Here is a 23,262-nt window from a genome sequence, read left to right as displayed (position 1 = left end):
GGCCACTTCATGAGCATTCCCTATCCGTTCTCGGCGATCGTCGGCCAGGAGGATCTACGGTTGGGGCTGCTGCTCAACGCGATCAACCCATCCGTGGGTGGCATCCTCGTCCGAGGCGAGAAGGGGACGGCCAAGACCACGACCGTCCGCGCGCTCGCCTCGCTGCTGCCCGATCTCGCGGTGGTTCCCGGCTGCCGGTTCAGCTGCGCCCCCGCCGCCCCGGACCCGGACTGCCCGGACGGGCCGCACCCGGTGGACGAGGCAGGGGTACAGCGCCCCGCGCGGCTGGTCGAGTTGCCGGTGGGCGCCTCGGAGGACCGGCTGGTCGGCGCGCTCGACATCGAACGGGCCCTCGCCGAGGGGGTGAAGGCGTTCGAGCCCGGGCTGCTGGCCGACGCGCACCGGGGGATTCTCTACGTCGACGAGGTCAATCTGCTCCATGACCACCTCGTGGACGTCCTGCTGGACGCCGCCGCGACGGGGGCGAGTTACGTGGAGCGCGAGGGCGTGTCGGTGCGGCACGCGGCACGCTTCCTGCTGGTGGGCACGATGAACCCGGAAGAGGGCGAGCTGCGGCCGCAGTTGCTCGACCGGTTCGGGCTGACCGTGGAGGTCACCGCCTCGCGCGAGACCGACCAGCGGGTGGAGGTCGTACGGCGGCGGCTGGCGTACGACGCGGACCCGGCGCGGTTCGCGGCACGGTGGGCGGCCGACGAGCAGGAGATGCGCGAACGGATATCGGCCGCGCGGGAGTTGCTGCCGTCGGTGGTGCTCGGGGACGCGGCGCTGCGGCAGATCGCGGCGACCTGTGCGGCGTTCGAGGTGGACGGGATGCGCGCGGACATCGTGATGGCGCGGACCGCGACCGCGCTGGCGGCGTGGGCGGGCCGCACCGAGGTGACGGACCCGGACGTACGGCAGGCCGCGCTGCTGGCGCTGCCGCACCGGCGGCGCCGCAATCCGTTCGACGCGCCCGGCCTCGACGAGGAGAAGCTGGACGAGACGCTGGAGCGGGCGCGGCAGGAGGCGGAGCGGGCCGAGGCCGAGGGCCGGGACCCGCAGGACGAGCCGGAGCCCGACCCCGATCCCGATCCGGACGGCGGCCCCGAGGACGGCGGCCCGGACGGCGGCGGGCCCGACGGCGGTGGCGGGGTGCCGCCGCAGCGCGACCCGGGCGTGGACCCGGCGGCGGGCTCCCCCGCTCCGGACGGCGGGTCCGACCCCGCTGCCCCGAACCCGGGAACCGGCACGGAACCGGGAGCGGACACGGGAGCCGGCTCCGCGCTCGCCGCCGCCTCCGAGCAGCCGCCGTCCGCCGCCGGGGAACCGTACAAGACACGGACGTTGACCGTGCCCGGGCTGGGTGAGGGCGCGGCGGGGCGGCGCTCGCGGGCCCGGACGGCGCACGGGCGCACCACCGGGGCGGAGCAGCCGCGCGGCCGGCTGGCCGCGCTGCACCTGACGGCGACCGTACGGGCGGCGGCGCCGCACCAGCGGGCGCGGGGCCGCGACGGGCGCGGCCTGGTGGTGCGGCGGGAGGATCTGCGGCAGGCGGTGCGGGAGGGCCGGGAGGGCAACCTCGTGCTGTTCGTGGTGGACGCGTCGGGTTCGATGGCGGCGCGGCGGCGGATGGGCGCGGTGAAGGGCGCGGTGCTGTCGCTGCTGCTGGACGCGTACCAGCGGCGGGACAAGGTCGGCCTGGTGACGTTCCGGGGCGCGGGGGCGGAGTTGGCGCTGCCGCCGACGTCGTCGGTGGACGCGGGCGCGGCGCGGCTGGAGAAGCTGCCGACCGGGGGCCGTACGCCGCTGGCCGCGGGGCTGCTGCGGGCGCACGAGGTGCTGCGGGTGGAGCGGCTGCGGGACCCCTCGCGGCGGCCGCTGCTGGTGGTGGTGACCGACGGGCGGGCCACCGGCGGACCCGAGCCGCTGCCGCGGGCGGCGCGCGCGGCCCGGCTGCTGGCCGCGTCCGGGGCGGCGTCGGTGGTGGTGGACTGCGAGGCCGGTCCGGTACGGCTGGGCCTGGCGGGCGCGCTGGCACGGGAGTTGGGCGCCACCGCGGTGACGCTGCAGGAGTTGCGGGCCGACACGGTGTCCGCGCTGGTCAAGGACGTACGGAGGGCCGCGTAATGCCGCAGGGACAGCCGAGTGTGGTGCCGGAGGACGGGCTGACGACACGTCAGCGGCGCAACCGGCCACTGACGATCGTGCACACCGGTCCGGGCAAGGGCAAGTCGACAGCCGCGTTCGGGCTGGCGCTGCGGGCCTGGAACCAGGGCTGGCCGGTGGGGGTGTTCCAGTTCGTCAAGTCGGCGAAGTGGAAGGTCGGGGAGGAGCGGGCGCTGCGGGTGCTGGGCGCCTCCGGCGAGGGCGGCACGGTCGCCTGGCACAAGATGGGCGAGGGCTGGTCGTGGGTGCAGCGCGACCTCGCCTCCAGCGAGGAGGCGGCCCGGGAGGGCTGGGAGCAGGTCAAGCGGGACCTGGCCGCGGAGACCTACCGGCTGTACGTGCTGGACGAGTTCGCGTACCCGATGCACTGGGGATGGGTGCCGGTGGACGAGGTGGTGCGGGTGCTGCGGGACCGTCCCGGCAGCCAGCACGTGGTCGTCACCGGGCGCAACGCACCGGCCGAACTGCTCGACCACGCCGACCTGGTGACCGAGATGGCGAAGGTCAAGCACCCGATGGACACCGGGCAGAAGGGGCAGCGGGGGATCGAGTGGTGAGCCAGGACGCCGGTACGGCGGCGGTCAGGACGGCGCGCACGGCTGCGGCTTCCGCCACGGGTACGAGTACATGTACGAGTACGGGTACGGCTTCGGCCTCCGCCGCGGGCCGGGCCTCGGTGCCGCGCTTCGTGATCGCCGCGCCGTCCTCGCGCAGCGGCAAGACCACGGTCGCCACCGGGTTGATGGCCGCCTTCGCCGCGCGCGGCCTCGCGGTGTCCCCGCACAAGGTCGGCCCCGACTACATCGACCCGGGCTACCACGCGCTCGCCACCGGCCGGCCGGGCCGCAACCTCGACCCGTACCTGTGCGGGGTGGAGCGGATGGTGCCGCTGTTCCTGCACGGGGCGGCCGGTGCGGGGCTCGCCGTGGTCGAGGGCGTGATGGGGCTGTTCGACGGCGCCACCGGGCACGGCGAGTTGGCCTCGACCGCGCAGGTCGCCAAGGTGCTGTCCGCGCCGGTGGTGCTGGTGGTGGACGCGTCCGCGCAGGCCCGCTCGGTGGCGGCGCTGGTGCACGGCTTCGCCTCCTTCGACCCGGGGGTGCGGCTGGGCGGGGTGATGCTCAACAAGGTCGGCTCGGCACGGCACGAGGAGATCCTGCGCGCGGCGCTGGAGGAGGTCGGGATTCCGGTGCTGGGCGCGCTGGGCCGCTCCGACGTGCTCGCGGTGCCCGCGCGCCACCTCGGGCTGGTGCCGGTGGCCGAGCGGCGCGCGGAGGCGCTGGCGTGGGTGCGGGCGGTGGCCGACCGGGTCGCCGCCGGCTGCGACCTGGACGCGCTGCTGGCGCTGGCGCGTACCGCTCCCCCGCTGGCGGGACCGGCGTGGGACCCGGCGCGCGAGGTGTCGGGTTCGGTGTCGGACGCGGTGACGGGCTCGGTGACAGGCACGGCGGACGGCCGTCCGGCAGGCACGTCGGCGGACGCACCGGCGGCGGGGCGTACGGCCCGGCGGCCCGTGGTCGCGGTGGCCCGCGGCGCCGCCTTCACCTTCGCCTACCCCGAGCACGAGGAACTGCTGACCGCCGCGGGCGCCGACGTGGTGGAGTTCGACCCGCTCACCGACGAGGCGCTGCCCGCCGGCACCCAGGGCGTCGTGATCGGCGGGGGCTTCCCCGAGATGTACGCTCCCGAGCTGTCCGCGAACGGTGCGCTGCGCCGCGAGGTCGCCCGCTTCTCCGGTCCGCTGGCCGCGGAGTGCGCCGGACTGCTCTACCTGGTGCGGGAGTTGGACGGGCGGCCGATGTGCGGGGTGCTCGACGCGAAGGCCGAGATGAACGCCCGGCTCACGCTCGGCTACCGCGAGGCGGTCGCGGTCGGCGACAGCGTGCTGGCCGCGGCCGGGACCCGGGTCCGGGGGCACGAGTTCCACCGCACCCGGGTCGAACCGGGTGCGGGCCAGGCACCGGCGTGGGGCTTCGTCCGCCCCGAACGCCGGGTCGAGGGCTTCGTCCAGCACCGCGTGCACGCCTCCTACCTGCACACCCACTGGGCCGCGGCGCCCTCCCTCGCCCGGCGCTTCGTCGCCTCCTGCGCCGCCCGGCCGCCTCGATGAGCGAGCGGTTCCACGTCGGCGTGGGCGCGAGCGGCGCGGCGGACGCGGCGGAGGTACTGGGCCTGATCCGGGCGGCGCTGGCGGAGGCCGAAGCGGCTCTGCTGCCGCGGGCGCGGGCGCCGCACCCCGGGGCGAGCCGTTCCCCCGGCCCACCGGACGGATCAACGGCCGCCCCGGACACGGCTGTTGGGCTCACCGGCGCCGGGCTCGGCGGGGGCGGCGGATGCTCCGTGGCGGTGCTGGCCACGGTCACCGGGAAGGAGCGGGCGCCCGCGATCGCCGGAGCCGCCGAGCAACTCGGGGTGGCGGTGGTCGGTTTCGACCCGGCCGTGCTGGCGCGCGTGGCGGTGCCGACGCCGTCCGAGGCCGCGCTCGGCGCGCTCGGCACCCCGTCCGTCGCCGAGGCCGCGGCACTCCTCGCCGCCGGTCCCGGCGCCGAACTCGCCCTCGCCAAGCGGAAGTCGGCACACGCCACGGTCGCCGTCGCCCGCGCTCCCCTCCCCCTCCCCTTCCCGCACTCTGGAGCCCAAGACGTGTACCCCGATGGCCATGACCTGCGGCATCACGGCGACGCGGAGGTCGGCGAGGGCCTGGTCGACCTCGCGGTGAACGTGCGGGCGGGGACACCGCCGGCGTGGCTGGCCGAGGTGATCGGGGGGACGCTGGCAGGGCTGGCGGCGTATCCGGACGGCCGGCCGGCGCGGCACGCGGTGGCGGTCCGGCACGGCCGGGCGGACCCGGAGGTGCTGCTCACGGCGGGCGCGGCCGAGGCGTTCGTGCTGCTGGCGCGGGTGCTGCGGCCGCGGCGCGCGGTGGTGGTGCACCCGCAGTTCACGGAGCCGGAGGCGGCGCTGCGGGCGGCCGGGCACGCGGTGGAGCGGGTGCTGCTGGACGCCTCCGACGGGTTCCGGCTCGATCCGCACCGGGTCCCGGCGGACGCGGACCTGGTGGTGCTCGGCAATCCGACGAACCCCACGTCGGTGCTGCACCCGGCGGCGCTGGTACGGGAGTTGGCCCGGCCCGGGCGCACGCTGGTGGTGGACGAGGCGTTCATGGACGCGGTGCCGGGCGAGCGCGAGTCGCTGGCCGGGGTGGCCGGGACCGGCGGGGCGGACACGGTGCCCGGCCTGGTGGTGCTGCGCAGCCTGACCAAGACGTGGGGCCTGGCCGGGCTGCGGGTCGGCTACGTGCTGGGGGCGCCGGAGCTGATCGCGGAGTTGGCGGCGGCGCAGCCGCTGTGGGCGGTCTCCTCGCCCGCGCTGGCGGCGGCGGAGGCGTGCGTGTCGGCGCGGGCCCGTACGGAGGCCGCCGAGGCGGCCCGGCAGGTCACCGCGGACCGGGCGTACCTGGTGGAGCGGCTGCGGGAGGTGCCGCGGGTCCGCACGGCCGGGGACGCGCCCGCGGCGCCGTTCGTCCTGCTGCGGATACCGGGCGCGGCCGACGTACGCGCGGCGCTGCGGGAGTCGGGCTACGCGGTGCGCCGGGGCGACACCTTCCCCGGCCTCGGCCCGGACTGGCTGCGGGTCGCGGTGCGGGATCGCCGCACCACCGACGGGTTCGTCAACGCGCTGTCCGCGGTGCTCACTTCACTCCCAGCGCGCTGAGGTCGATCTGGCCGATCACCTGCTGCTGGTAGACGTTGGTCAGGCGCGGGCCGCGGTAGACCAGGTGCCGGTCGTAGACGAGCGGCACCATCGCGGCGTCCTGCATGACCCGCGCGTCGATCTTGGTCCATGCCTCGGTCGCGGCCGACGGGTCGGTGAGCGCGTCGGCCTGGTCGACCATGGCGTTGAGGCTGCTGTCGTCCAGGCCCGAGTAGTTGGTGCCGGAGTCCGGCTCGACGAGTTGGCGCAGGAAGCCGCCGCCGGTCGGGTAGTCCCCGATCCAACCGGTGTACACCATGCCCCACTTGGCCGCCTTGAGCTTGCTCGGGGACAGCAGGGTGTCGTAGAAGGCGCCGGAGTCCATGGTCTTGACGGTGACCTTGATGCCGACCTTCTCCAGTGCGGTGGCGACCGCCTGCATGGCCTGCTCGCTCTTGGAGGCGCCCGAGAGGCCGACCAGCGTGGTGCTGAAGCCGTTCGGCATCCCGCACTGGCTGAGTTCGGTCTTGGCGTACGTGTCCTCCGCCTCGCCGGCGCTGCTGGAGTACAGGTTCGCCTTGGGGTCGTGGCTGTCGTTGCTGGGCGGCAGCATCGTGGTGGCGACCTCGCCGCCTTCGTACTGGCCGCCGAGCGCGGCCTCCACCTCGGCGCGGTCCACGGCGTACGCGACGGCCTTGCGGCAGGAGACGTTGTCGAACGGTGCGGTGTCGGTGCGCAGGCTCAGGTAGCGGGTCGCTCCGGTGTAGGCGAGGTCCACGTTCGACTTCTGCGCCGAGCTGTTGATGATCTTCGCCTCGGTCTCGTCGTCGAACATCACCTCGCTGAAGTCCAGGTCGGCGGTGCCGTCGAGCAGCGCCTGCTCCACCTCGGCCTGGGAGTCGTAGGACTTCACCTGGTACCCGGTGGGCAGTTGGGAGCGGACCGGGTCGGTGGTCGCGTCCCACTCGGTGTTGCGGACCAGGTGCAGCGACTTGCCCTTGACGTAACTGGCCACTTTGTAGGGGCCGCTGGCCATCGGCTTCTGCTCGTAGCCCTTGCCGCCGTCGGTGTCGGCGCTGGGCGGCACCACGGCGCCGGCCGACATCGCGAGGATGTACGGGAAGTCGGCGTAGGGCTTGGCGAGGGTGAACACGACGGTGCTGTCGTCGGGGGTGGCCACCGACTTCAGGCCCATCTTGTCGGGGTCGGAGTCCTTGTACGGCCCCGGGTAGTGCTGGCCCTCGTCGAGCAGGTCGGGGAAGTAGGTCGCCCCGCCGGAGTGCACGTCGCGGTCGAAGCTGCGCTCGACGCCGTACTTGACGTCCTTGGAAGTGATCGTCGAGCCGTCCTGGAAGCGCAGGCCCTTCTTCAGGTGGAAGGTCCAGGTCAGGCCGTCGCTGCTGACGTCGCCGGTGGTGGTGGCCAGGTCGGGCAGGAGCGCGCGGCCCTTGTCGCCGGGCGCGGGCGCGTAGCTGACGAGGTTGCGGTAGAGCAGCCGCTGGACGTTCCAGGCGCCGGGGTCGTAGGTGTCGGCGGGGTCCAGCAGGCTGTCGTCGAGGTAGGAGGTGGCCAGTTGGACGGTGCCGCCGGTCTGCACGGAGGGGCGGACCACGCCCTCGGTGCCGCCGTTGTAGCCGGCGCCCTGCTTGCCGCCGTGCCGCTGGAGGGCGGCCTGCTGGTCGACCGGCGCCGTCGTCGGCGGGTGCGGGTCGGGCGTGGGGTCGGGCGTGCCGCCGCCGCCGAGGGCGCCGGTGGCCAGCACGACGGAGACGGTGATGCCCGCGACGGCGACCCCGGCCACCGCGGTGAGGATCTTGCGGCGGCCGCTCCAGGTCGGCTTCGGGCCGGGCGGCATGCCGGCACGCGGGCCGGGGACGGAGCCGAGTCCGGGCCCGGGCGGCATACCCCCGTGCAGGGGCGGCCCGCCTTGCATCAGCGGCTGCTGCTGCCGCGCGGCGCCGTTGTTGACCGGCGGCGGGGTGCTCGGCTGGTACGGCGGGGGCAGCGGCACCTGCGGGCTGCGCGAGTACGCGGGGTGCTCGGCCGGGCCGGGTGACGGCGGCGGGGGTGTGGAGGGCTGCGAGGGCGCGGGCGGCTGCGGGGACTGAGAGCCCTGCTGCCCTTGCTGCGCTGACGGGTTCTGCGGGAACTGCGGACCCGGAACTCCCTGGTACGGGCCGGGTGTTCGCGGCGGCGTGCCCTGGGCGGGCAGCGAGGGCAGCGCGCTGCCGACGCCGAAGGTGGCGCGCGGGTCGGCGCCCGGGGCGTCGGTCGGCGCGCTCGTCGGCGCGTTCGTCGGGGCGGTGGCCGGCGGCAGGCCGAAGTCCCTCGGCGGCAGCGTGGCCGGCCCGTTCACCGTGGCGGAGCGGGCGGCGGTCAGCCAGGCCCACAGCCGGGCCCGGTAGACCCCGGCGTCGGCGGGACGGTCGGCGGGGTCCTTCGCGAGCGCGGCCAGCGCCAGGGCGTCCAGCTCCGCGGGCACCCTCGGATTGCGGGTGGAGGGCGCCGGCGGCTCGGCGTGGACGTGCCAGTACATCAGGCTCAGCGGGGTGCCCTCGTGGAACGGCGGCTTGCCGGTGAGCAGTTCGGTCAGCACGCAGCCGACCGCGTAGACGTCGCTGCGGGCGTCCACGTCGCCGCCATTGACCTGCTCGGGCGACATGTAGCTGGGGGTGCCGACGGAGGAGCCGACCGTGGTCAGCCGGGTGTCGGTGTCCATCACGCGGGCGATGCCGAAGTCGGCGACCTTGATGGCGCCTTCCTCGGTGACCATCACGTTGGCGGGCTTCACGTCGCGGTGCACGGTGCCGTGGCTGTGCGCGTGGGCGAGCGCGTCGAGGATGTCGCAGACGATCCGCACCGCCCGCTCCGGCTCGAACGGGGCCTGCTCGCGGACGAGTTGGGCCAGCGTGCCGCCGCGTACGTACTCCATGACGAGGTACGGCACGACGGTGTCGCCGTCCTGGTACTCGTCCTGGTCGTGGACGGTGACGATGCCGGGGTGGTTCAGCACCCCGGCGGCGTGCGCCTCGCGGGCGAACCGGCGGCGGGCGTCGGGGTCCTGCGCCAGCTCCGGTATCAGGGTCTTGATCGCGACCACCCGGCCCATCCGGGTGTCCCGGGCGCGGTGCACCCGGGCCATGCCACCGGAGCCGAGCAGCTCCGCGAGTTCGTATCTGCCCGCGAATAGCCCGTCGCTCATGCCCGCCCGCCCTGTTGCCCCACCGTGTCAGTGCCCATGGCGCGGTGGTCCCCCGGCCCCGGGTGTGAGGAACAGAGTACGGGGGGCGGCACCACCGCCGGTGCCGCCCCCCGCGCTTGTTACCGCCTTGTGGCGGTCACGCGTCGCCGTCGGCGGACGAACCGGCCTCCCTGCGGCGGCGGTTGGTGACGACGAAGGTCAGCGCGCCGGCGGCCACCAGTGCCGCGGCGCCGCCCGCGAAGTAGGGCATGTTGGAGCTTGCGCCGGTCTCGGCGAGGTTGCCGGTGCTCGCGGTGTCGGCGACGGTCTGGGTGTGGGTGCCGGAACCGCCCGAGCCGCCGGACGCGGAGGAGCCGCCGCTCGAACCGCCGCTGCCGGAGGAGCCGGCGGACCCGCTGCTGCCGGAGGAGCCGCTGCTCGAACCGCCGCTCGCGCTGCCCCCGTTGGAGGAACCGCCGGAGGAGTGCCCGCCGGTGGAACCGCCGTTGCCCGCCCCGCTGGAGGAACTCCCCGAGGACGTACCGCCGTTGCCGGAGCCACCGGAGGACGAGCCGCCGGACGAGCCGGTGTCGCCCTTCGGGGTGCGGCAGGTGGCCTGGGCGAGCGTGACGTCCCCGGTCACGTGGGCGACGCCGAGGCTCAGCGGGTCGATGTCGACCTTGAGGTGCAGCGCCGTGGCCGCGGCGGTGTTCGAGGTGGTGACGGCGTTGGTCAGTTCCAGGTCCACCTCGCCGACGCCGGGGACGGCGACCTTGGTGACACCGATCGCCGACAGCTCGGTGCGCTTGCCGAGCACGGTGAGGCCGGCCAGGTGCGAGGACGCGGTCGGCCGGTGGCCGACCTGGCAGGTCGCCGTGGACGTCACCGCGTCCAGCTTGATCAGGGACAGCAGCGGCAGCCCGGGGACGTGCAGGTTCGCAGCGGCGATGTTGGCGACGCCCTCGGCCTTGTCGCGGCTGGTGGTGGCGTTCGCGGTGGCGACCGAGGCGCGCAGCAGGTTGACGGCCCGGCCCGCCTCGACACCGTGGCCGACCGTGACGGTCAGCGCGGTCTCCTTGGCGTCGGCCGGGGCGTGCACGTCGTTCAGGGAGACGTTGACCGGCACGTCCACGGTCTTGCCGAGCAGGGACACGTCCAGGCCCGCGCGCAGGTCCGTGGCCGTGGCGGCCCCGGAGTCGTGCGCGGTCGCGGGCGTCGCCTGCACCGCCGGTGCGACGGCCAGTACGGCCCCGGCGGCAACGGCCGTGGCGGCGCCGATGACGGCGACCGAACGGCGTGCGGGCAGGCGGAAGTTGATGGTGCGGTACACGGTTGGGAAACCCCCACGTATGGGATGGAGCCCCCGGCGCGCGCTGATTGGGGACAGCACCCGGGGACCTCGACCCGGCAATATTTACGCACTGAGGGTGAATTGACCGCTACACGGCGCCAGTTCACCCAGAAGGGTGGTTTCCGTGCATTTCTTCGATTCCCGGCGTACGGCCGTTCTGTACGCTTCACCCGGGAGACTGGGCGGGGCTCCGATCCGGGCCGCCGCTCAAACCAGCGGGCCGCCGCAGTTCTTCGGACCGGCGTGCCACCCGCCCCGCCGTCGTCGCGATCGCCGTGCCGCCGCCGTTCGGACCACCGCTCAGGTCAGCGTGCCGCCGCCGTCGAGACCGCCGCTCAGGCCACCGTGCGGCCGCGCAGCACCACCCGGCGCGGCGCCGCCAGCACCCGGACGTCCTCGCGCGGGTCCGCCTCGTAGACCACCAGGTCGGCGGGCGCGCCCTCCTCCAGGCCGGCGCGGCCCAGCCACTGCCGGGCGCCCCAGGTCGCGGCGGACAGCGCGGCGGTGTGCGGCAGCCCGGCGCGCACCAGTTCGGCCACCTCGCCGGCGACCAGCCCGTGGGCGAGGCTGCCGCCCGCGTCGGTGCCCGCGTAGATCGGGATGCCGGCGTCGTACGCGTCCCGCACCGTCTGGTGGCGGCGGGCGTGCAGCCGCTCCAAGTGGGCCGACCAGCGGGGGAACTTGGCGGCGCCGCCGGCCGCCAACTGCGGGAAGGTGGCGATGTTGACCAGGGTCGGCACGATGGCGATGCCGCGCTCGGCGAAGAGCGGGATGGTGTCGTCGGTGAGCCCGGTGGCGTGCTCGACGCAGTCGATCCCGGCGGCCACCAGGTCGGTGAGGGAGTCCTCGGCGAAGCAGTGCGCGGTGACCCGGGCACCCTCCTCGTGGGCGGCCGCGATCGCCTCGCGCAGCGCGTCCTTCGGCCAGCACGGCGCGAGGTCGCCGATCCCGCGGTCGATCCAGTCGCCGACCAGCTTCACCCAGCCGTCGCCCCGGCGGGCCTCGCGGCGCACGTAGGCGGTGAGGTCCCCGGGCTCGATCTCGTGGGCGTAGTTGCGGATGTAGCGGCGGGTGCGGGCGATGTGCCGGCCGGCCCTGATGATCTTCGGCAGGTCCTCGCGGCCGTCGATCCAGCGGGTGTCGGCGGGAGTTCCGGCGTCGCGCAGCAGCAGGGCGCCCGCCTCGCGCTCGGTCAGCGCCTGCTTCTCGGTGGTCGCCTCGTCCACGGCGCCGTGCGCGTCGAGGCCGACGTGGCAGTGCGCGTCCACCAGCCCGGGCAGCACCCACCCGTCGGCGGTCGCGGTGACCTCGGCGGCGGGTCGCCGGTAGGTGATCCGCCCGCCGACCACCCACAGTTCGTCCCTGACCGCCGCGTCGTCGGGCCCGGCGAGCACCCGGCCCCTGACGTGCAGCACCTCTTCGGCTCCGGCTCCCATACCGGCACTGTACTGACCCGGCCGGCGGCTCCGTCAGGAGACCAGCGCGTTGAGGTCGACCGCGTCGGCCATCGCCAGCATCCCCGCGTCGTTGGGGTGCAGGTGGTCGCCGGAGTCGTAGGCGGGGGCCATCGCGTCGGGGTGGGAGGGGTCGCGCAGGGCCCGGTCGAAGTCCACCACCGCATCGAACGCGCCGCTGGTCCTGATCCACTGGTTGACCTGGACGCGGATCGCGTTCATCGCCGGGCTGAGCCGGCTGTAGGGAAGAATCGTTCCGCCGATCATCCGGACCCCGGCCGCGTGTCCGCGGGTGATGAGGGCGCGGTAGCCGTCGATCAGGTTCTGCGCGGTCAGCGGGCCGCCGGTGCTGTTGAGGTCGTTGCTCAGGTCGTTGACGCCTTCGAGCAGGATGACGTCCTTGACGCCGGGCTCGCTGAGGGCGTCGTCCGCGAAGCGGTGCACCCCGCTCGGGCCGCGGTAGATCTCCGGCGCCTGGGTGAGCAGCCGGTTCCCGGCGATGCCGGCGTCGACCACCCCGAGTCGCTGCCCGCCGGGCGCCGAGGCGAGCCGCCGGGCGAGCTGGTCCGGCCAGCGCCGGTTGGCGCCCGCGGTCGAGTGGTAGCCGTCGGTGATCGAGTCGCCGAAGGCCACCACGGTCGCGTGCGCGGTCGGCGAGACCACGTCGAGGCCGGACAGGTAGTACCAGGAGGTGCGGGTGCGCGCGTAGCCCGCGGCGGAGTCGTCGGCGGCGTGGTCGACGCCGTCGGTGGAGACATACGTCGTCTCGTACGCCTCGCGGTGGAAGGTGGAGGCGCCGGTCGGTCCCGGCAGGTAGAGGCTGACCAGCAGGTTCTGGTCGGCGGCGACCCGCATCGGGATGACGTCGCTGTACTCCTCGGTGCCCGCGGCGACGGTGGTGGAGCGGGAGCCGCCGAAGGTCACCCGGTGGTGGGTGCCGGCGACGGCGCGACCGCCGTCGTACTGCTCGGCGACGTCGGCGGCGCCCACCGCGAGGCCCTGCTCGCCGCGCAGGTCGGAGATCCTGATCCGCAGGCCGGAACCGCCGACGCTGGTGTGCACCACCATCCGTATCGTCTGCCGCCGGAACGAGGGCCCGCCCGCGCTCATCGCGCTCTCCCAGGCGCCGACCCGGCCCGGGTGCGCCGCGTCGCCCTGCCGGCCGGCGGACGCGGTGGGCTCCGCCTGGCCGCCCCGCGCGTCGTCGTGGTGCGCGCCACGCGCGTTGGACACCAGCAGCGCGCCGACGGTCGCCGCCGCGACCACCCCGGCCGCGGGCGCCAGCACCGAGCGGCGCAACGCCCACCTGCGGGAACGGGTCGCTTTGTCGATACGGGTACGGGTGCGGGTGGCACCGCGGGCGCGGGACATGCGGCTTTCCCCCAACGTCGTTCCGTGCGGCCTGCTGTCGGCCGTATCGGACGCCCCGTGCCGGGCGGCGTTCCGTCGCATGTCTACAGCCCTTCCGAAAGCATATGCGGAGCACGGGTGAAGACCACATCAGCGTCCCACGGGCTCGCTCTCCCCACACCCGCACACGCCCGTCCCCGGGGGCGGGCGCCACCGGAACGGTGACGCACCGGGGGGCCGTTCCGGTTCCACCGCCCCGCGCCGGCGCCCGCGTCACGGCCCGGTGCGCCGGGGGTTCAGGCCACGGGAAGGCGGGTGAAGGCGGCGCGGTAGTCGGAGGGGGTCAGGCCGACGCGGCGCAGCAGGTGCTGGCGGAGGGAGTCGGCGGTGCCGAGGCCGCTGGCGCGGGCGACCTGGTCGACCGGGAGGGTGGTCGTCTCCAGCAGTTCGCGGGCGCGTTCCAGTCGCTGGTGGAGCAGCCACTGCAGCGGGCTGAGGCCGGTCTCGGCATGGAAGCGGCGGGTGAGGGTGCGGACGCTGACGGCGGCGTGGCGGGCGAGGTCGGTGAGGGTCAGCGGCCGGTCGAGCCGGGTCATCGCCCAGGCGCGGGTCTCGGCGAGCGACGTGCCGGTCTCGGCGGGCAGCGGCGTGTCGGTGAACTGCGCCTGGCCGCCCGGCCGTACGGGCGCGACCAGGGCGAGGCGGGCGACGGCGTTGGCGACCGCGGCGCCGTAGTCGGTGCGCACCAGGTGCAGGCACAGGTCGATGCCGGCCGCGTAGCCGGAGGACGTGAGCATGCGGCCGTCCTGCACGTAGAGCACGTCGGGCTGGATGACCACGTCGGGGTACTTCTCCGCGAACTGCCGGGTGTACGCCCAGTAGGTGGTGGCGTGGAGGCCGTCGAGCAGTCCGGCCTCGGCGAGCAGGAAGGCGCCGGTGCAGATGGACGCGATCCGCTTCCCGGCCGTCGCGGCGGCCCGCAGCGCCTCCAGGACGCGCGGGTCGGGGTCCTCGGCGGCGCCGGTGCCGGCCACGATCACGGTGTCGGCCCGGTCGAGCGTGTCCAGGCCGCTGCGGATCACCACGTCGGCGCCGCCGCTGGTGGCGACCGGACCGGGGTCGGGCGTGCACAGTTCGACCTCGTAGCCGGGCCGGCCGTCCACCTCGACCTTGAGCAGCAGCATTTCGGGCAGGGCGAGGTTGAACAGCGAGACGGGTTCCGAGGCGATGACGGCGACGCGGTGGGGGCGCGGGCAGATGAACGGCTCGGCGGCGACGGGCGGCGGTACGGGCCGTCCGGCGGGCACCGGCGGGGTGCGCGGTGCGTCGGGCGCGGTGGGTCCTTGGGCCGTTGGACGTGCGTGCGGCCGCTTCTTCATCGCGTGGGGTCGGGCTGCCGCGTTGGCCGCGTTCACCGCGGGCGGCTTGTTCGGCTCGGGCGGCTCGTGCAAGTCGTACGGCTCGTTCGGCTCGGGCGGCTCGTGCGTCGCTTCGGACCCTGCGGTCTTCATGGCCAGAACCTCCGGGAGCGTGGCATTCCGGCCACTACTCTACGCGTCCGGCCGTCGGCAGGCTGAGGGCATGCCAGAGGAACTCATCACCCCCGAGCCCCATCTGCCGCCGTGCGAAGAGCGGTTGGACCTCCCGCGCACGACGAGCGGGGACGGCGCGGGCCCGGCGCCGGGCGCCGCTTCGGCCACGGCCTCCCCCGCCCTGACCCTGGCGGCCGCACTGATCGGCTTCGTCCTGGTCACCCTCGACTCGTCCGTGGTGAACGTCGCCCTGCCCGCGATGGGCCACGAACTGCACGGCGGGCTGGCCGCGTTGCAGTGGGTGGTGGACGGCTACACCCTCGCGTTCGCGTCGCTGATGCTGTCCACCGGCGCGCTGTCGGACCGGGTCGGCGCGAGCCGGGCGTTCGCGATCGGAACCGCGGTCTTCACCGTCGCGTCCGTGGCGTGCGGGCTCTCGCCGAACCTGGCGGTGCTGGTGGCCGCGCGGGTGGTGCAGGGCAGCGCGGCGGCCGTGGTGCTGCCCGCCTCGCTGGCGCTGGTGCGGCAGGCGTTCCCCGACCCGCGAAAGCGGGCGCGCGCCATCTCGGTCTGGGCGGCGGGCGGTTCGACCGCCCTGGCGCTCGGCCCGGTGGCGGGCGGCGCGCTGACCACGGGGTGGAGCTGGCGGGCCATCTTCTTCATCAACCTGCCGGTGGGCCTGGCCGCCCTGGTGCTCTCGGCCCGGGTGGCCCGCTCCCCGCGCCGCCCGGCCCCGCTGGACCTGCCCGGGCAGACCACCGCGGTGGTGGCGCTGGCCGCGCTGACGTACGCGGTGATCGAGGGCGGCCGGACGGGCGCGGTGGCGGGTGCGGTGGCCGCGCTCGCGCTGGCGGGGTTCCTGGCGATCGAGGCCCGGCACCCGCACCCGGTGGTGCCGCTGGGGCTGTTCCGGAACGGCACCGCGGCGACGTCGATCGCGACCGGCGCCGCGGTCACCTTCGGCTTCTTCGGGGTGGTCTTCGTGCTGAGCCTGTTCTTCCAGGAGGTACGCGGCGAGTCGGCGCTGACCGCGGGGTTGATGTTCCTGCCGATGACGCTGCTGATCTCCGTGGTGAACGTGGCGTCGGGCAGGATCACCAATCGCTACGGGCCCAGGGCGCCGATGCTCGTCGGCCAGAGCGTGGCGGTGGCCGGGCTGCTGGTGCTGCTGTCGGTGGGCGCGGGCACACCGGCGGTGCTGACCGCGGTCGCGATGATGCCGCTGAGCCTCGGTGCCGCGCTCGCCGTGCCCGCGCTCACGGCCGCGGCGATGGGGGCGGTGCCGGCCGAACGGGCCGGGATGGCGGCCGGCGTCCTCAACGCCGCCCGCCAGGTCTCCGGCGCGCTCAGCGTCGCGGTCTTCGGCGCGCTGGTCGGCGGGCGTACGCACTTCGTGACCGGGATGCGGAAGGGGCTGCTGATCTCGGCGGCCCTGCTCGCCGCCACCGCGCTCGCGACCGCACTCGCCCCCCGCGCCCCCCGGAACGAGCCGTCCGGGGCGGAAGGCCGCAAGCTGGGAGAGGGCACGGAATGAGGCCGAACGCGGGGGGCCGAGGAGGTCCGTCATGACGTCCACCAGCGGGTTCCGGGTACGCCGGGTCTACGACCCGCCCGAGTCCGGCGACGGGGTACGGGTCCTGGTCGACCGGCTCTGGCCGCGCGGCCTGTCCAAGGAGGCCGCGGCCGTCGACGAGTGGCCCAAGTCCCTCACCCCCTCGGGCGAGTTGCGGAAGTGGTTGCACGCCGAACCGGACCGCTACGACGAGTTCTCCCGCCGCTACCGTGCGGAGCTGGCGGCGCCGGAGCTGCGGGGAGACCTCGCCCATCTGCGACGGCTCGCCTCGGCCCGAACCGTCACCCTCCTCACCGCGGTCAAGAACCCCGACCACAGCCACGTCCCCGTACTCCTGGAGTCCCTGGAGGACGGCTCCCCACCGTGACCGCGCCAGGGGTACCAACGTGATCCACTACACCGACGATCCGACGGTCATCTGCGACCGTGTTGCCGTCACGGCTGCCGTCGACGGTCTGGATCGTTCAGGGGATTTCCGGGTTCGAAGCCACGTCAAGCGGCTTCGTCGTGCGGAGTGAGACTGATGGTCAAGTCGGCGCCAAGGGCACCGGCCAGGCGGCGCAGCAGCGGAAGCGTGGGCACGGTTCCGCCGGCTTCGAAGCGGGAGATCTGCGGCTGCTTCATCCCGCACCGCTCAGCCAGTTCGGCCTGGGACAGTCCGAGCTCGGTGCGCCGGTCGTGGACGAGCCGGCCCAGTTCGCGGGCGAGGACCGTGGGGGCGTCAAGCATGGCTCCTCCCGGGGTCAGGCGGCCGGGGTGACGATGGTGACGGTCGTCTCGTCCCCAGGGGCGAGATGCATGTCGACAGTGAGGTCCAGGGCTCGGGCCAGGCGCATGATGACGACGATGGGCGGCAGTTCGGTGGCGGTCTCGATGCCTTCGATCTCGTCGGTGGTGGTGTGCAGACGCTCGGCCAGGTCGGCCTCGCTCAGGCCGAGTTGCTTACGCCGGTCGTAGACGGCCTTGCCCAGCGTCATGGCCAGGCCGGCTTCTTCGTAGACGCGGTCGTACTCGGGGTCCGTGTCGAGGTGTTCGCCGATCAGCCGGCGGTGGCGGCGGGTCCTCCATTCGCTGTGCTTCATCAGTCCTCCTTGAGGTCGCGACTGTAGAGGTCGTGCTCGAAGGCCGCCTGGTGCTCGGTTTCGCACAGCCGTTGAACGGCGTGGGCTCGATCCACTTCGGCCTGCTCGCGCATCTTGGTCTTGCGGAACACGGTGAGCAGCACGACTCGTCGCTCGGGCGCCAGCCAGTAGGTAATGCGCTGGTGGGCATCGCCGAGGCGGAAGCGCAGCTCACGGAGCTTGCCGCCCAGGTGGCGGGAATGCGGTTCGTCGAGCGTGGTGGGCTGCTCGGCGAGGAGGTCGGCGACGCGTTCGGCCTGCTTGTAGTGCTGGGCGGGAATGTTCTCCAGCCACAGCCGCACCTCAGGCTCGATCTCGATCGAGTACCGCCCGCCGTCCATAACACCCATGATATATGACCCGGGGTTGCACGCCGAACCGGACCGCTACGACGAGTTCTCCCGCCGCTACCGTGCGGAGCTGGCGGCGCCGGAGCTGCGGGGAGACCTCGACCATCTGCGACGGCTCGCCTCGGCCCGAACCGTCACCCTCCTCACCGCGGTCAAGAACCCCGACCACAGCCACGTCCCCGTACTCCTGGAGTCCCTGGAGGACGGCTCCCCGCGATAGCGGTTCCGGGTGTTTCCGGAGGGAGCCGCGCATGGCCAGGGGCCGCTCATCGCGAGGTCACGGCAGCGCAGGGCGGGGGCGGGGCGCCCCCCGAGCTCAGGGGCGTCCCGTGACCCGTTGGGGAACCCCCGCGGGGTTGTCGTCGCGCAGCTCCGGCGGGAGGAGGGCCGGCGGGGTGTCCTGGTAGGCGACGGGCCGCAGCCATCGCTCGATCGCGGTGCCGCCCACGGAGGTCGACGTGGAGGTGGTGGCGGGGTAGGGCCCGCCGTGGTGCTGGGCGCCGGTGACCGCGACCCCGGTGGGCCAGCCGTTGACCAGCACGCGTCCGGCGAGCGCGCCGAGCCGGGTCAGGAGCGCGGCGGCGGGCCCGCCCGGGGTCGCCGCCTCGTCCGCCCCGAGGTGCGCGGTCGCCGTGAGGTTCCCCGGCAACCGGTCGAGAACGGCGTCGAGTTGGTCCGCGTCGCCGTACCGTACGACCACGGTGAGCGGCCCGAAGCACTCCTCCAGCAGCAGGTCGTACGCGCCGGGTTCGGCCAGTTCCGCGGCATCGGCCACGACGTAGCCGGGGCGTACCGCGAGGGGGTCCTCGGCGCTGCCGGCGGTGACGGGGGTCGCGACGGAGGGCAGGGCGGCGCGGGCGGCGGCGCCCTTGAGGAAGTTCTCGCGCATCCGGCCGTCGAGCAGCACCCCGGTGGCGGCGTCCCGCGCGGCGCCGGTGAGCGCGGCGACGAGTCGGTCCCCGTCGGCGCCCGCCGGGGTGAGGACCAGGCCCGGCTTGGTGCAGAACTGCCCGCTGCCGAGGGTGAAGGAACCCGCCAGCCCGGTGCCGATCTGCTCGGCCCGCTCGGCGGCGGCGGCCGGGGTGACCACGACCGGGTTGAGGCTGCCCAGTTCGCCGTGGAACGGGATCGGCCGGGGCCGGGCGGCGGCCGCGTCGAACAGCGCCCGGCCGCCGGGGATCGACCCGGTGAAGCCGGCCGCGGCCACCAGCGGGTGCCGGACCATCTCGACGCCGGCCTCGAAGCCGTGCAGCAGCACCACGGTGTCGGCGGGCAGGCCGACCGAGACCGCGGCCTCGCGCAGCAGCCCCGCGGTGAGCTCGGAGGTGGCCGGGTGGTCCGGGTGCGCCTTGACCACGACCGGGCAGCCCGCGGCGAGCGCGCTGGCGGTGTCGCCGCCGGGCACGGAGAAGGCGAGCGGGAAGTTGCTGGCCGCGTAGACCGCCACGACGCCGAGCGGGATCTTGTACCGGCGCAGGTCCGGCCGCGGGATGGGCTTCGCGTCCGGGTCGGGGTGGTCGATGATCACGTCCAGGAACGCGCCCTCGTCCACCACGTCGGCGAAGGAGCGCAGTTGGAACGCGGTACGGGCCAGCTCTCCGGTGAGCCTGGGGATGCCGAGCGCGGTCTCGGCGTCGGCGGTGGCCACCACCTGCTCGGCGTCCCGCTCCAGCAGCCCGGCTGCCGCCCGCAGCAGCCGGGACCGTACGCTACGGTCGGCGAGGGCGGGGAGCGCGGTGGCGGCGGCACGCACGGCGGCGTCGACCTCGGCAGCCGTGGCCTCGACGGCGACCTGCTCGCGCTGCTTCCCGGTTCGGGGGTCCACGCTCCAGACTGGTACTGCCACCGGAATAACCTCCACATTTCCATATTGCACGCGGTCGGTGCTCGTCGTCGTTCCGGTCTGTTCTCTATACTGAACAACGTCTTCACATGTGAATCTCCGCCGAGCCTACGTCCACGCGGCCCGGCCGAACAAGAGGGGTCAGACGCGATGGCTGTTGCCGAGGGTGCCGGTTCGCAGGTCAAGTCCGCGGTCCGCACGGTGGAGCTGCTGGAGTTCTTCGCGGGCCGCCCCGGCATGCACAGCCTGGCCGCCGTGCAGGAGTCGGTCGGCTACCCCAAGTCCAGCCTCTACATGCTGCTGCGCACCCTGGTCGAGCTGGGCTGGATCGAGACCGACGCGACCGGCACGCGGTACGGCATCGGCGTGCGCGCGCTGCTGGTCGGCACGTCCTACATCGACGGCGACGAGGTGGTGGCCGCCGCCCGGCCGACCCTGGACCGGCTCTCCGACGAGACCAGCGAGACCATCCACATGGCCCGGCTCGACGGCACCAACGTGGTCTACCTCGCCACCCGACAGTCGCAGCACTACCTGCGGCCGTTCACCCGGGTCGGCCGCCGCCTGCCCGCGCACTCCACCTCCCTCGGCAAGGCGCTGCTGGCCACGTACACCGATGAGCAGGTGCGCAAGCTCCTTCCGGAGACGCTGGAACCGCTCACCGAGCACACCCACACCGACCGCGAGAAGCTGATCGAGGAGCTGGCCGTCATCCGCGAGCAGGGTTACGCCGTGGACCGCGAGGAGAACACGCTGGGGCTGCGCTGCTTCGGCATCGCGATCCCCTACCGGACCCCGGCCCGCGACGCGGTGAGCTGCTCGGTGCCGGTGGCCCGGCTCACCCCGGGACACGAGCAGATGATCAAGGACACCCTGTTCGACGCCCGTGACCGCCTCCTCCTGGCCACCCGCCGCCTCTGACGTCCGACGGCGCCCCACCCCACCCGGGTCGCCCGGACCCGCCCCTCGGGGTGACGCTCCCCCCGGGCGGATACGGCCCTCTACCCGCTCATGCAGAGGTGGTCGGCAACCACCCGCATGCCTGCAAGGGCCTGCAACGGCCTTGCCGCCGGCGGAAACCGGCACCGTTCAGGCGGCCAGCGACGGCGCGGCGAGGCGGGCGCGCTCGTAGAGGTCGCGCGCGGCCGGGTTCTTGAGGTGCGGGCGGATCAGTCGGAACATCTCCTTGACGCGCTTGTCCACCTTGTCGGAATTCATCGACGGGTAATCGTCCATCACTTTCATCCACGTGGCGCAGGCGGCATCGAGATGTCCGATCCCCAGTTGGCGCTCGGCCAGCATCGCACCGAAACGCAGATCGCCCCGACGGGATTCACTCTTCGAACTGCGCAGACGAAAGTACAGTTCCAATGACTCCACGCTCCCGGAAACGTCTCCCAGTGCATGCCTGACCTGCGCGGTGTGATAGGCGAGCGTGGAGGCGTTGTAGCCGCCGAAGGTCCCGGTCTGGCTTTCCGCCTTGTTCAGGGCGGCCTCCGTTTCCCCGATGCTGCGGAGTGCGTTGGAGCGCTCCCCCGCGACCGCGTAGGAATGGGCCTGCTGCCCCGCCATGAAAGCCGTCATCCTGGGGCCCACCGTGGGAGATGCCTCGCTTGCCGCGTTGGCCCAGTTCACCGCCGTCGGACCATGGCCCAGGTCGACGGATTGCACCGACATTCCACGGAGAATGTGGCAGTAGGTCCAGTGGTCGTCGCTGGCGCCCGCGAACTCCAGGCCCTTGACGTAGTAGCGCTGAGCAGTGCCGTGCGATCCTTCGTCCACCGCCATCCAGCCCGCGAGGTAGCACAGGAATGACGCGGCGGACATCATTTCCTTACGGACTTCGCTCGGCGCGTCAGCCTTCATATAGGGGGCGACGATGTTGACCAGGAACGCGGCTGCCATGGGGCGTGCGTATCGCCCGCCGAACTGTCCGTCGAGGTCGGAGAGCCGATCCGTCATGGCGACGACGGATTCGACCTCGGCCATTCCGATGCGCTGCGTCCGTCCGGCCTGGACCGCTTCCATGCGGCCTACGACGTCCTGCCATCCGGGAATGGCCAGCGCCGCGGAGAAGAGCTTGGCTCCCGCTCCTATGATGCTGCGACGTGAAGGGTCCATGTCCTGCCTGCCCAGGTCGAGTAACCCTTCGACCGTGCTCGCGTCGGCCTTGTCGTGGATAGGCGCGGGAAAGCCGGCTTCCGCGTGCGTCACCGGGCGTTGTAGCCGCCGGGCCAGTGCCTCCAGGATCAGGGGACGTATCTCCGCTTTGGGCAGGCGCCCGTCGATCCACTGGTGAACCGACGGTGGTTGGTATCGCGTGGGCGTACCGCGCTCGGTTGCGATCCTGTTCACCTCTTGGGCGAACCGGCGCAGCGTCCAACCCGTAGCTGTGTACAGCCTCTTCAGATCCTCGTTCGGCTGCCGCTCGCCCATGTGCGCGTCACTCCCCACGCTTGACGCTCTTAAGAACACCCTGCGTCCCAACGGTACCGCTCTGCGTAGTGGACCGGTTGCCTAGAGCGAGACGGGACGCCCGAGACGGCCGCATGCTTCACGGTCCGGAGCGTGGACGACATGACGAAAGCGGTGGATATGCACGATCCGACGGGATGTTGGCGGTGGAAGAGGGCTGATCCCATCGGTCCGCGCGGGGGCGAGGCCACGACGCGAGCGCCTTTCGGGGTAGTGCGGTGAGGGCTCGGCGGCTTCCGTGGGTGGGGCCTGGTGGGCGGGCGTGTTACCTGGCCTCGGAGGGCGGTGGCGCGTCGTCGGCGTTGTGGCGGTTGGCGGACGAGATGGAGTCGGTGCAGCTCGGAATGGGCTGGGAGCTGCTGGGCTTCGTGCGTAAGACGCTGCGGGAGGCGGCTCCGTCGGAGACCGAACTCCACGGCATGGTGACGCACTTGTGCACGGCGTTGTCGGACGCGCTGCGCGTTGCCGACAGCCGTGGTGCGCTGCTGGACCTGCCACCGGTGGCACCCGGTCGCCCCCTTGATTCATGAACTCCCCCTTGTAGCTCAGTCAGGAAGAGCCCGGGCGGCACCGCACCCTCTCCGTTCATGCGTGCGGGCAGGCCCGATGACTCCGGTTCGAGTCCGGACAAGGGGACATGGCGCCCCGGCAAGCGGAATTCCCGTGGCCCCCGGCGCACATAGCACCAGCACGACCATCACCGTAGAGAGGAATTCCGTATGGCCGGCAGCAGCGTAAGCGGCGGGAGCGGGACCAAGGTCGCCATCGACTGGGAGTGGTTGTCCGCGCGGGAGTTGTACGCGAGCGAACTGGCCTACCGGCGGCAGCGCGCGGGGCTGACGCTGATGGAACTCGGGGCGAAATGCCTTTACGAGCAGTCGTATCTGCACCGGCTGGAACGGGGGCAGCGCCTGGGCACCGTGGAGGCGGCTGCCGCGCTGGACAAGGTGTACGGCACCGGCGACCTCCTGGTGAAGCTGTGGCACCTGGCCAAACGGGAAGCGAAGGACAAGCCGTTCCTCGGACTGGCGCCCTGGAAGCCGACGCGGTGAGCGTCCAGGAGTACGCGGTCAGCGCGGTGCCGTACCTCCTCCAGACCCGCGCCTACGCCGAAGAACAGCTCCGCACCGCCCGCCCGCGCAGCATCAAGCAATTGAGCGCCCAGGTCGCCGC

Annotated in this window: 20 protein-coding genes, 1 tRNA gene and 1 pseudogene; 12 read left to right on the top strand and 10 right to left on the bottom strand. The window is 73.6% G+C overall.

The window, feature by feature from the left end:
* Window positions 1-9: 9 nt before the first annotated feature.
* From AB0399_RS21725 to cobC, 4 genes are all read left to right on the top strand, one after another.
* Window positions 10-2,127 carry a putative cobaltochelatase gene (locus tag AB0399_RS21725; RefSeq protein WP_366412460.1) on the top strand — a complete coding sequence of 706 codons (2,118 nt, stop codon included), beginning with the start codon at window positions 10-12 and terminating at the stop codon, window positions 2,125-2,127.
* Window positions 2,127-2,723, top strand: coding sequence for a cob(I)yrinic acid a,c-diamide adenosyltransferase (gene cobO / locus AB0399_RS21720; RefSeq protein ID WP_328462639.1), 597 nt, complete (start codon window positions 2,127-2,129; stop codon window positions 2,721-2,723). Before AB0399_RS21725 ends, cobO begins: the two co-directional genes overlap by 1 nt.
* 119 nt (window positions 2,724-2,842) lie before the next feature.
* The gene (locus AB0399_RS21715) at window positions 2,843-4,276 is read left to right on the top strand and encodes a cobyrinate a,c-diamide synthase (protein WP_366412486.1); all 1,434 of its coding nucleotides are present in this window, start codon (window positions 2,843-2,845) and stop codon (window positions 4,274-4,276) included.
* A complete protein-coding gene (gene cobC, locus AB0399_RS21710) occupies window positions 4,273-5,880 on the top strand; it encodes an Rv2231c family pyridoxal phosphate-dependent protein CobC (RefSeq protein ID WP_366412459.1) in 1,608 nt (535 codons plus the stop codon). The genes AB0399_RS21715 and cobC overlap by 4 nt, the downstream gene beginning before the upstream one ends.
* On the opposite strand, the gene AB0399_RS21705 is transcribed toward cobC, so the two are convergent.
* From AB0399_RS21705 to AB0399_RS21685, 5 genes are all read right to left on the bottom strand, one after another.
* On the bottom strand, window positions 5,858-9,061 hold the full coding sequence (locus AB0399_RS21705; protein WP_366412458.1) for an ABC transporter substrate-binding protein: 3,204 nt from the start codon (window positions 9,059-9,061) through the stop codon (window positions 5,858-5,860). The two genes, cobC and AB0399_RS21705, sit on opposite strands and share 23 nt — an antisense overlap.
* A 136-nt stretch (window positions 9,062-9,197) precedes the next feature.
* Complete coding sequence (locus AB0399_RS21700) at window positions 9,198-10,370, bottom strand: SCO1860 family LAETG-anchored protein (protein WP_366412457.1); 1,173 nt, start codon at window positions 10,368-10,370, stop codon at window positions 9,198-9,200.
* Window positions 10,371-10,726: 356 nt separating this feature from the next.
* Window positions 10,727-11,827 (bottom strand): amidohydrolase family protein, encoded by a 1,101-nt coding sequence (locus AB0399_RS21695; RefSeq protein WP_366412456.1) that lies wholly within the window; start codon window positions 11,825-11,827, stop codon window positions 10,727-10,729.
* Window positions 11,828-11,860: 33 nt separating this feature from the next.
* The gene (locus AB0399_RS21690) at window positions 11,861-13,216 is read right to left on the bottom strand and encodes an SGNH/GDSL hydrolase family protein (RefSeq protein ID WP_366412455.1); all 1,356 of its coding nucleotides are present in this window, start codon (window positions 13,214-13,216) and stop codon (window positions 11,861-11,863) included.
* A 275-nt stretch (window positions 13,217-13,491) separates the two neighbouring features.
* Window positions 13,492-14,454, bottom strand: a complete 963-nt coding sequence (locus tag AB0399_RS21685) for a helix-turn-helix domain-containing protein (protein ID WP_366412485.1) — start codon at window positions 14,452-14,454, stop codon at window positions 13,492-13,494.
* A gap of 322 nt (window positions 14,455-14,776) precedes the next feature.
* Here AB0399_RS21685 and AB0399_RS21680 point away from each other — a divergent pair, with 322 nt between their 5' ends.
* Together AB0399_RS21680 and AB0399_RS21675 are read left to right on the top strand one after the other, a co-directional pair.
* Window positions 14,777-16,261, top strand: a complete 1,485-nt coding sequence (locus tag AB0399_RS21680; RefSeq protein WP_366412454.1) for an MFS transporter — start codon at window positions 14,777-14,779, stop codon at window positions 16,259-16,261.
* 31 nt (window positions 16,262-16,292) lie between these two features.
* The gene (locus tag AB0399_RS21675) at window positions 16,293-16,667 is read left to right on the top strand and encodes a DUF488 family protein (RefSeq protein WP_366412453.1); all 375 of its coding nucleotides are present in this window, start codon (window positions 16,293-16,295) and stop codon (window positions 16,665-16,667) included.
* A gap of 125 nt (window positions 16,668-16,792) precedes the next feature.
* On the opposite strand, the pseudogene AB0399_RS21670 reads toward AB0399_RS21675, so the two are convergent.
* The 3 genes and pseudogenes from AB0399_RS21670 to AB0399_RS21660 form a co-directional block, all read right to left on the bottom strand.
* Window positions 16,793-17,008, bottom strand: a pseudogene (locus AB0399_RS21670) (helix-turn-helix transcriptional regulator); the annotation flags it as partial.
* Between the two features lie 35 nt (window positions 17,009-17,043).
* Window positions 17,044-17,382, bottom strand: coding sequence for a helix-turn-helix transcriptional regulator (locus tag AB0399_RS21665; RefSeq protein ID WP_366412452.1), 339 nt, complete (start codon window positions 17,380-17,382; stop codon window positions 17,044-17,046).
* On the bottom strand, window positions 17,382-17,762 hold the full coding sequence (locus AB0399_RS21660; RefSeq protein ID WP_366412451.1) for a type II toxin-antitoxin system RelE/ParE family toxin: 381 nt from the start codon (window positions 17,760-17,762) through the stop codon (window positions 17,382-17,384). The genes AB0399_RS21665 and AB0399_RS21660 overlap by 1 nt, the downstream gene beginning before the upstream one ends.
* Window positions 17,763-17,769: 7 nt before the next feature.
* Here AB0399_RS21660 and AB0399_RS21655 point away from each other — a divergent pair, with 7 nt between their 5' ends.
* On the top strand, window positions 17,770-17,991 hold the full coding sequence (locus tag AB0399_RS21655) for a DUF488 domain-containing protein (RefSeq protein WP_366412450.1): 222 nt from the start codon (window positions 17,770-17,772) through the stop codon (window positions 17,989-17,991).
* 96 nt (window positions 17,992-18,087) lie between these two features.
* Here AB0399_RS21655 and AB0399_RS21650 read toward each other — a convergent pair whose 3' ends face one another.
* Window positions 18,088-19,617 (bottom strand): aldehyde dehydrogenase (NADP(+)), encoded by a 1,530-nt coding sequence (locus AB0399_RS21650; protein WP_366412449.1) that lies wholly within the window; start codon window positions 19,615-19,617, stop codon window positions 18,088-18,090.
* Window positions 19,618-19,764: 147 nt separating this feature from the next.
* Here AB0399_RS21650 and AB0399_RS21645 point away from each other — a divergent pair, with 147 nt between their 5' ends.
* Window positions 19,765-20,535 (top strand): IclR family transcriptional regulator, encoded by a 771-nt coding sequence (locus AB0399_RS21645; protein WP_329370675.1) that lies wholly within the window; start codon window positions 19,765-19,767, stop codon window positions 20,533-20,535.
* 168 nt (window positions 20,536-20,703) lie between these two features.
* On the opposite strand, the gene AB0399_RS21640 is transcribed toward AB0399_RS21645, so the two are convergent.
* On the bottom strand, window positions 20,704-22,050 hold the full coding sequence (locus AB0399_RS21640; protein WP_366412448.1) for a tetratricopeptide repeat protein: 1,347 nt from the start codon (window positions 22,048-22,050) through the stop codon (window positions 20,704-20,706).
* Window positions 22,051-22,400: 350 nt separating this feature from the next.
* On the opposite strand from AB0399_RS21640, the gene AB0399_RS21635 reads away from it, so the two are divergent.
* From AB0399_RS21635 to AB0399_RS21620, 4 genes are all read left to right on the top strand, one after another.
* Window positions 22,401-22,619, top strand: coding sequence for a hypothetical protein (locus AB0399_RS21635; protein WP_366412447.1), 219 nt, complete (start codon window positions 22,401-22,403; stop codon window positions 22,617-22,619).
* A 4-nt stretch (window positions 22,620-22,623) separates the two neighbouring features.
* Window positions 22,624-22,725 (top strand) — tRNA-Cys (locus tag AB0399_RS21630).
* 83 nt (window positions 22,726-22,808) lie between these two features.
* Window positions 22,809-23,141: a helix-turn-helix transcriptional regulator gene (locus tag AB0399_RS21625; protein WP_366412446.1), complete on the top strand. Its 333-nt coding sequence runs from the start codon at window positions 22,809-22,811 to the stop codon at window positions 23,139-23,141.
* A partial coding sequence (locus tag AB0399_RS21620; protein WP_366412445.1) for a Scr1 family TA system antitoxin-like transcriptional regulator occupies window positions 23,069-23,262 on the top strand: 194 nt, incomplete at its 3' end. The genes AB0399_RS21625 and AB0399_RS21620, both read left to right, overlap by 73 nt.

The organism is Streptomyces sp. NPDC088194 (genome assembly GCF_040702025.1).
Taxonomy (GTDB): domain Bacteria; phylum Actinomycetota; class Actinomycetes; order Streptomycetales; family Streptomycetaceae; genus Actinacidiphila.
The sequence above is the reverse complement of the archived record's forward strand: the minus strand, read 5'-3'. Positions and strand labels throughout refer to the sequence as shown.

Bases quoted from the DNA above. Each gene is read 5' to 3' on its own strand.
- AB0399_RS21725 (WP_366412460.1), top strand. From the start codon at position 10: ATGAGCATTCCCTATCCGTTCTCGGCGATCGTCGGCCAGGAGGATCTA.
- cobO (WP_328462639.1), top strand. From the start codon at position 2,127: ATGCCGCAGGGACAGCCGAGTGTGGTGCCGGAGGACGGGCTGACGACA.
- cobC (WP_366412459.1), top strand. From the start codon at position 4,273: ATGAGCGAGCGGTTCCACGTCGGCGTGGGCGCGAGCGGCGCGGCGGAC.
- AB0399_RS21705 (WP_366412458.1), bottom strand. From the start codon at position 9,061: ATGAGCGACGGGCTATTCGCGGGCAGATACGAACTCGCGGAGCTGCTC.
- AB0399_RS21695 (WP_366412456.1), bottom strand. From the start codon at position 11,827: ATGGGAGCCGGAGCCGAAGAGGTGCTGCACGTCAGGGGCCGGGTGCTC.
- AB0399_RS21690 (WP_366412455.1), bottom strand. From the start codon at position 13,216: ATGTCCCGCGCCCGCGGTGCCACCCGCACCCGTACCCGTATCGACAAA.
- AB0399_RS21680 (WP_366412454.1), top strand. From the start codon at position 14,777: ATGCCAGAGGAACTCATCACCCCCGAGCCCCATCTGCCGCCGTGCGAA.
- AB0399_RS21675 (WP_366412453.1), top strand. From the start codon at position 16,293: ATGACGTCCACCAGCGGGTTCCGGGTACGCCGGGTCTACGACCCGCCC.
- AB0399_RS21665 (WP_366412452.1), bottom strand. From the start codon at position 17,382: ATGAAGCACAGCGAATGGAGGACCCGCCGCCACCGCCGGCTGATCGGC.
- AB0399_RS21660 (WP_366412451.1), bottom strand. From the start codon at position 17,762: ATGGACGGCGGGCGGTACTCGATCGAGATCGAGCCTGAGGTGCGGCTG.
- AB0399_RS21655 (WP_366412450.1), top strand. From the start codon at position 17,770: ATGATATATGACCCGGGGTTGCACGCCGAACCGGACCGCTACGACGAG.
- AB0399_RS21645 (WP_329370675.1), top strand. From the start codon at position 19,765: ATGGCTGTTGCCGAGGGTGCCGGTTCGCAGGTCAAGTCCGCGGTCCGC.
- AB0399_RS21640 (WP_366412448.1), bottom strand. From the start codon at position 22,050: ATGGGCGAGCGGCAGCCGAACGAGGATCTGAAGAGGCTGTACACAGCT.
- AB0399_RS21625 (WP_366412446.1), top strand. From the start codon at position 22,809: ATGGCCGGCAGCAGCGTAAGCGGCGGGAGCGGGACCAAGGTCGCCATC.